This is a genomic window from Serratia sp. (in: enterobacteria), assembly GCF_046715635.1.
Lineage (GTDB): Bacteria > Pseudomonadota > Gammaproteobacteria > Enterobacterales > Enterobacteriaceae > Chania.
Map to the genome: position 1 here is coordinate 1 of NZ_JBKJYW010000355.1, position 6,673 is coordinate 6,673.

A 6,673-nucleotide genomic window follows, 5' to 3' on the forward strand; every position below is an offset into this window, starting at 1 on the left:
TAATAAACAGCAACGGCGGGAGAGCGCTAGAAAGCGCTGGAGCATGCGGTTGCTCTTGACCAGGGTATGGCCAGAAATCACACGTCTCCAGTGGATACTCATGCAACGGTAAGTAGTTGGGAAATGAGGCGGCGGTATTGATTTGCTGGCGCTGCCGACGCAACAACTGCTGATCAGCATCAGGTTTTGCCATATCTGCACAGGTGATCACCGTTCGCGCATCATCAGCATCGGGGGTATAGCTTTCATCGATAAGGTCGGTCACCCCACCATCGGCTTTGCCAGCATCGATTTTACCCAAGGCCTTGGCCAGCTTGGGCCAACGTTCCCGCTTGGGCAGAAGGTTACGCGTCAAGATGATCGCATCATCGGCAGCAATTTCATAACCCGACGGGGTAATGAAAGGAGTATCGTGCAACTTGCGCAGCATCGTGTGGAACAGCTGGATCGCCCTGTTCGGCTCGCTAGTCAACGGGCATGAGCCGCTTTTCTCACAGTAATCGGCAAAACGCAGGAAGCTTTGCTGAAAACCTCGCTCCTGATTGATGCGTTGGCTAAAGTCGTCGTCCTTTAGGTTTACCACGCCATCTAGCACCAATGCGCGGATTTTCTTTGGGAAACGCTCTGCATACAAAGCCGCGACCTTGGTACCGTAAGAGTAAGCCACCGCGGTCAACGCGGGCTCACCTAACGCCCGGCGAATAGCATCCAAATCGTTAACGGCTTCGCGGGTGCCCATATGTTGCACCACATCGGCTCCTGTCTGCTTGATGCATGCCGCCACCATATCCCGCGCCTGTTGCTCTGCACCGGGGATATCGTTTTCATCGGGTGAGGGTGTTTCCTCACTGGCTGTCAGTTGGCATGAAATTTTGGGTGTCGATTGCCCCACACCGCGCGGATCATAACCAATGATGTCGTAAGATTTTTGCAACCGCCAGGCGGGTCCCTGCTCGGCGATTTGCGGATTGATCCCTGGCGAGCCTGGTCCATCGGCGATGATCACCACGCTGCCTTTTTTTGAGCTTACCGCAGGTAACCGCGTGAGGGCCAGTCGAACGGTTTGTGCTGCATTCTGGTCACTCAGAGGCGCTTCGACATAGCCACATTGTAACCCGGCGGGAGGCGGCCCATCGCTGAACCAGTGCTGAAAGGCTGGGCTGTTGCAGGGTTGCCATTGAATGGTGCCGGATGGCTTGACCAGCGGCTTGGCGTAGACTGGCAGTTGGACCGCGACGGCCAGCAAAAACAGAACACGCAACGCAGACATGACGAGTCCTTTCAGCAAACGGATTCTCAGGATTTTATCGCCGCTACATTAAACCGCCTGCCAACGGAATGTGGAAGGGGTATTGCGATGTTTTGACAGGGTCCGTAACCAGACAGCAGGCAAGATTCGGTGAAAAAGAAGCCCATTTGAGGTGTGGTAAAACCAGAGCCGACGCAGGGTGGCGGCGGCTCCAGGGTTTCAAGAAGGCTAGCCCATGTTTACCGGCAGGTAATGGCGTAGTGCTGTTCCCTCAAAACCCTTTAAGACATTGCTATCAGAAGCGATAGCCAGCACCAACGGTCCAGGTACCGACTTTAAAATCACCCAGTTTTGCATACTCGTAATGGGCATCAAGAGCAATATTCGGGGTAACGTTAAACTGTAAACCGGCGCCATAAGCAACGCTGGTTTTGCTTTCGTCGGTGTTCGCAGAGTACCCCAGCAGAGAGACATTGGACGTCGCCTTGCCGTGGCCAAAACCGATTAAACCGTAGGCGCTGATATAGTCATTAAAGCGATAGGCTGGGCCGGCAGTCAGGGAGTAATATTTTAAATCACCATCGCCCACTTTGTGACTGCCATAATAGTAATCATACGACTGCGTGGTGTAGGTAAATGAAGTGATAAAGCCTAAATTGTTATCAATTTCATAGCGATACTTGAGGTTAAAGCCCTTAGGGTTCTCATTGAGGCTATTGCCATCAACCTTCACGTGGCTTTGAGCATAACCTAAAGAAATAGTGCTTTCACCCGCAGCCTGAACGCCGAAAGACAATGCCATTGCGCCAGCCAGAAGTACTGATAAATATGTTTTTTGCATGTTAATCTCTTAATCCATGAGTAAATAAAACTCGCTCTGCAATAAAATAATGTGCTATGTGAGCGAATTCGGAATTTAACCATGAAGTTTGAGAAATGTCTCGCTCAAATTCACATAAACATCAATTTCTTTCAGAAAAATCAAGCCCAGACTAGGCAGAGGTGCAGGGTTATCGCACCTTGCCCAGTAACCTGAAAAAACGCCTCGTGGTTAACGAGTGGGTAAAAAACAATCTCAAGCTATCATACTCATATAGGTGTATGCTTATCCTTCATACATCTACTAGGTAAAAGATATGTCTATCTTTGGTTTCCTTAGGATGTTTAGTGACACATCAGTTAAAGTCACATGCCCTAATTGTTCATTTAAGTCTGAGCAAAGTAGCGAGAAGCTACGTAAAAATGTCACCATCATCTGTCATAAGTGTGGTCATTTCTTCTTACCTGAGAGTGACTAGTGGATGTGTTTACCCTGCCACTTCTATTCTCGCTCCCCTACCGTTTGGGTCTCAAATCAGCCAATGAAGAGTCATACAAAATGTCAGACGATGAGTTGAAAATTTTCCTTTTTAATCAAACATGCATCATTCTTTCGGGTGTTTTGGCGGCGAGAGAGGGACAACCTCTAATCATTCAGCAGCGATTCAGCAAAATATATGAACTCTTGAACGAAGAATACGTGAAGCTACATCAGTAACGTCGTTTTCCTTTGTGTATCTTGAGTTACTTCGCACCTCACGGAGGTGCTTTTTTACCAGCTTTTCCACTCAATTATTGCCAACTGTGATCTTATTTCCCCAAGCAGGCGAACCTCTAGGCTTGAATGGAAAACCTTTCCCCCTCCTTTCACGGGCTGTGTAGTTTGCCCATAGGATCCACAAAAAGAAAATGGCGAGGAATTTTCTCGGCAGTGACTTGGCGACAAATCCGCAGAAATGGCCGCTAAGTCTCATGATGAATGGGTGATTATGTAGGTTAATTATGACCTTATAGTGACCTGTCACTTTTAACCCTTTAACTTTTAATGTTGAGTTTTTAAACGACCTATCACAGTCATTGGTTAATAAAGTCCCTACCATCAACTACGATTACACCAAGGCCGTAGGACGTTGTTGTTCTGGGCCTGGTTGATAACCCATTGAGGGATATCATTTTACCCAAACTGTTAAAGCCGTACGCCACAAGGCTAAGAAAGGTTAATTATGGCACGCACTACCCCCATCGAACGCTACCGCAATATCGGCATCTCGGCGCACATTGATGCCGGCAAAACCACGACGACCGAGCGGATTCTGTTTTACACCGGGGTCAGTCACAAGCTGGGCGAAGTCCACGACGGCGCCGCTACCATGGACTGGATGGCGCAGGAGCAGGAGCGCGGGATCACCATTACCTCCGCCGCAACCACCTGCTTCTGGAACGGCATGGAGCATAATTTTCCTCAGCACCGGATCAATATCATCGATACCCCCGGGCACGTCGATTTCACCATTGAGGTGGAACGTTCGATGCGCGTACTGGACGGTGCCGTGATGGTGTATGACTCGGTCGGCGGCGTGCAACCGCAGTCTGAAACCGTGTGGCGTCAGGCTAATAAGTACAAGGTGCCGCAGCTGGCCTTCGTCAATAAAATGGACCGCACCGGCGCGGACTTTTTCCGCGTGCGCAATATGATGATCGAACGCCTGAAAGCCAATCCGGTGCCGGTGGTGATCCCCATCGGCGCAGAAGACCATTTTGCTGGCGTAGTGGACCTGATCCGCATGCAGGCTATCTTCTGGGATGAAGCTACCCAGGGAATGACCTACCGCTTTGAGGCGATACCGACTGAAATGCTCGCCTCTGCCCAAGAGTGGCGTGACAAGATGATTGAAGCCGCAGCGGAAGGCTCCGAAGCGCTGATGGACAAATACCTCAATCAGGTTGAATTAACCAATGAGGAGATCGTCCAGGGGTTGCGTGCCCGCACCGTTGCCGGTGAGATCCAGCCGATGCTGTGCGGTTCGGCATTCCGCAACAAAGGTATCCAGCGCATGCTGGATGCGGTGATCGAACTGATGCCCTCTCCGCTGGATGTGCCACCGATGGAAGGCCATGACGAGCGCGATGACATTATCACCCGCAAGGCCGATGATAATGAAAAGTTCTCGGCGCTGGCATTCAAGCTGATGACCGACCCGTTTGTTGGCCAGTTGACCTTCGTGCGCGTCTATTCCGGCATCGTATCCAAAGGCGATAGCGTCTATAACCCGGTAAAAGGCAAGAAAGAGCGTATTGGCCGTATCGTGCAGATGCACGCCAACGATCGCAAAGAGGTCGATGAGCTGCACGCCGGGGATATTGCCGCCTGCGTGGGCCTGAAGGATGTGACCACCGGCGATACGCTATGCGATCCTAACGCTATCATCACTCTGGAACGCATGGTGTTCCCGGAGCCGGTGATTGCGCAGGCCATCGAGCCAAAAACCAAGGCCGACCAGGAGAAAATGGGGATTGCGTTGCAACGCCTGACTTCGGAAGATCCTTCGCTGCGTGTTCGCACCGATGAAGACTCCGGCCAGACCATTATCTACGGTATGGGTGAATTGCACCTGGAGATCATTGTCGACCGTATGCGGCGCGAGTTTGGTGTCGCAACCAACACCGGTAAACCCCAGGTCTCTTACCGCGAAACCCTCCGCCAGAAAGTGACCGACGTGGAAGGGAAATTTGTGCGTCAGTCCGGCGGGAAAGGCCAATATGGCCACGTGGTGTTGACGGTGGAACCCAATGAACCCGGTAAAGGCTTTGAGTTCTTTGATGAAATCAAAGGCGGCGTGATCCCCGGGGAATACATTCCGGCGGTGAAAAAAGGCATCCTGGAAGCGCTAAATAATGGCGTGTTGGCGGGCTATCAGATGGTCGATGTCAAAGTGCATCTGACCTTTGGTTCCTATCACGACGTGGATTCCTCCGAGCAGGCGTTCCGTATGGCGGCCATCTTTGGTTTTAAAGAGGCCTGTCGCCTGGCCAGCCCGGTGATCCTGGAGCCGATCATGGCGGTAGAAGTGGAAACACCGGAGGATTACGCCGGTAACGTGATGGGCGATCTTTCGTCACGGCGCGGTATGGTGCAAGGGATGGAGGATATCCCCGGTGGCGGAGGCAAAGAGATCCATGCCAAGGTTCCGCTGTCTGAGATGTTCGGTTATTCCACCACCTTGCGTTCCATGTCGCAAGGCCGTGCTACCTACACCATGGAATTCAGCCACTACGCAGAAGCTCCACGCAATGTGGCCGAAGATATTATCCAGTACAGTAAACGTTAATTGATGACGGCTACGGGGAAACCCGTAGCCTCATATTTTGACGGGCGTAACGTGCGGTGCCCCTGTGTTGGCAGGCTCGGTATTTTTAACGCTGCTCTTCCAATGAAATAACCACCGGCTCCAGCTTGATACGCATGGCGTAAATCACCCCAATCATCAAACAGGCGATGCCACATAGCGTCATCAACGGCGGCCAGCTATGGCGCAGCATAAAGGTATAGGCCAATCCTGCCAGGATCTCGAACACGATCAGCGGCCCTAGCAGCACCGTCGGTAATCGTTGGCTCGCCTCATTCCAACACAACGTACCCAGCCAGGAACACAGCACGCCGATGGCGATCATTAATGGGATAAACACCTGCGGCCTGGGGCCAAACGGCAGCGCGAACTGCGGCTGTGTCAGCGCCAATTGCCCACAAACCAGCAAATACCCCACCAACGCCAAAGGTAAGGTCACAATCCCCTGAGCCGTAGCCCAGGTCGCGGGCCGTTTATCTGGGTTATCCCTTAGCCAACGCGCGTTACGTAGTGGGAACCAGGTCCAGCACACCACCGCTAACAGTGCCAATCCTAACCCGCTGGTATAACGCCAGACATCAATAGGCTCGCTATTACCCTGCAGTTCTGCAACGTTGACCAACACCAGCCCGAGGGCAATCACCAGCAAGGCCGGGGTTAATTTACACCAGGAAAGACGGCCGTCGTGGTGGCCATAAAACAGATTGGCGGCAACGGATATTACCACCGGCAGCGTGCCGATAATCATGGTCGATATCGGCGCTCCGGTACGTTGGATCGCACTGGCCAGGCACAGGTAATACAGCAGATTGCCAATCGCGGTCAGTTTTAACGCCTCTAGCCAATCTTTAGCCAGCAGGTGACGCAGGCGGCGGCGATCCAGCCAGGCCAGCGGCAGCACGACAAGCCCAAAAGCCAAATAGCGCCCGGTGGATTGCAACGCGGCTGGATAGTCCGGCACCAATACCGGGCCAATAAATATCAGCCCCCACATCAACCCGGCAATCAGGGCAAACAACACACCGACAAACATAGTGACTCCATCATCAACAGCCATTCTCAAGTGGCTTAAGGATAGAGGGACGTGGGGGCAGAATATTGTACCAGGTTGCTGTTTTTAGAATGATGGCACGCTGCTAACTATGCATAGGGTCGAACATGCTCACCCCCTGGCCACGCTTGCCCGCCCATAATGTCTCCATTCTGAGCAGGCGATTGGAACAAAATCTCAGCTGAAGAAACGCTCAGAAGATTCAGT

5 protein-coding genes are annotated in these 6,673 nt (G+C 52.1%); 2 read left to right on the plus strand and 3 right to left on the minus strand.

All coding sequences use genetic code 11. From position 1 onward, the window contains the following. Positions 1-1,270: alpha/beta fold hydrolase (locus tag ACLQ7H_RS18695; RefSeq protein ID WP_411753955.1), on the minus strand; the 1,270-nt coding region annotated here is incomplete at its 3' end. 274 nt (positions 1,271-1,544) lie between these two features. Further along, complete coding sequence (locus ACLQ7H_RS18700) at positions 1,545-2,090, minus strand: Ail/Lom family outer membrane beta-barrel protein (protein ID WP_411753956.1); 546 nt, start codon at positions 2,088-2,090, stop codon at positions 1,545-1,547. A 295-nt stretch (positions 2,091-2,385) separates the two neighbouring features. Between ACLQ7H_RS18700 and ACLQ7H_RS18705 the strand changes: the two genes are divergently transcribed. Next, complete coding sequence (locus tag ACLQ7H_RS18705) at positions 2,386-2,547, plus strand: YnfU family zinc-binding protein (RefSeq protein ID WP_411753957.1); 162 nt, start codon at positions 2,386-2,388, stop codon at positions 2,545-2,547. Between the two features lie 744 nt (positions 2,548-3,291). Continuing rightward, on the plus strand, positions 3,292-5,397 hold the full coding sequence (gene fusA, locus ACLQ7H_RS18710; protein ID WP_411753958.1) for an elongation factor G: 2,106 nt from the start codon (positions 3,292-3,294) through the stop codon (positions 5,395-5,397). Between the two features lie 85 nt (positions 5,398-5,482). On the opposite strand, the gene ACLQ7H_RS18715 is transcribed toward fusA, so the two are convergent. After that, the gene (locus tag ACLQ7H_RS18715) at positions 5,483-6,448 is read right to left on the minus strand and encodes a DMT family transporter (protein ID WP_411753959.1); all 966 of its coding nucleotides are present in this window, start codon (positions 6,446-6,448) and stop codon (positions 5,483-5,485) included. Positions 6,449-6,673: the final 225 nt, after the last annotated feature.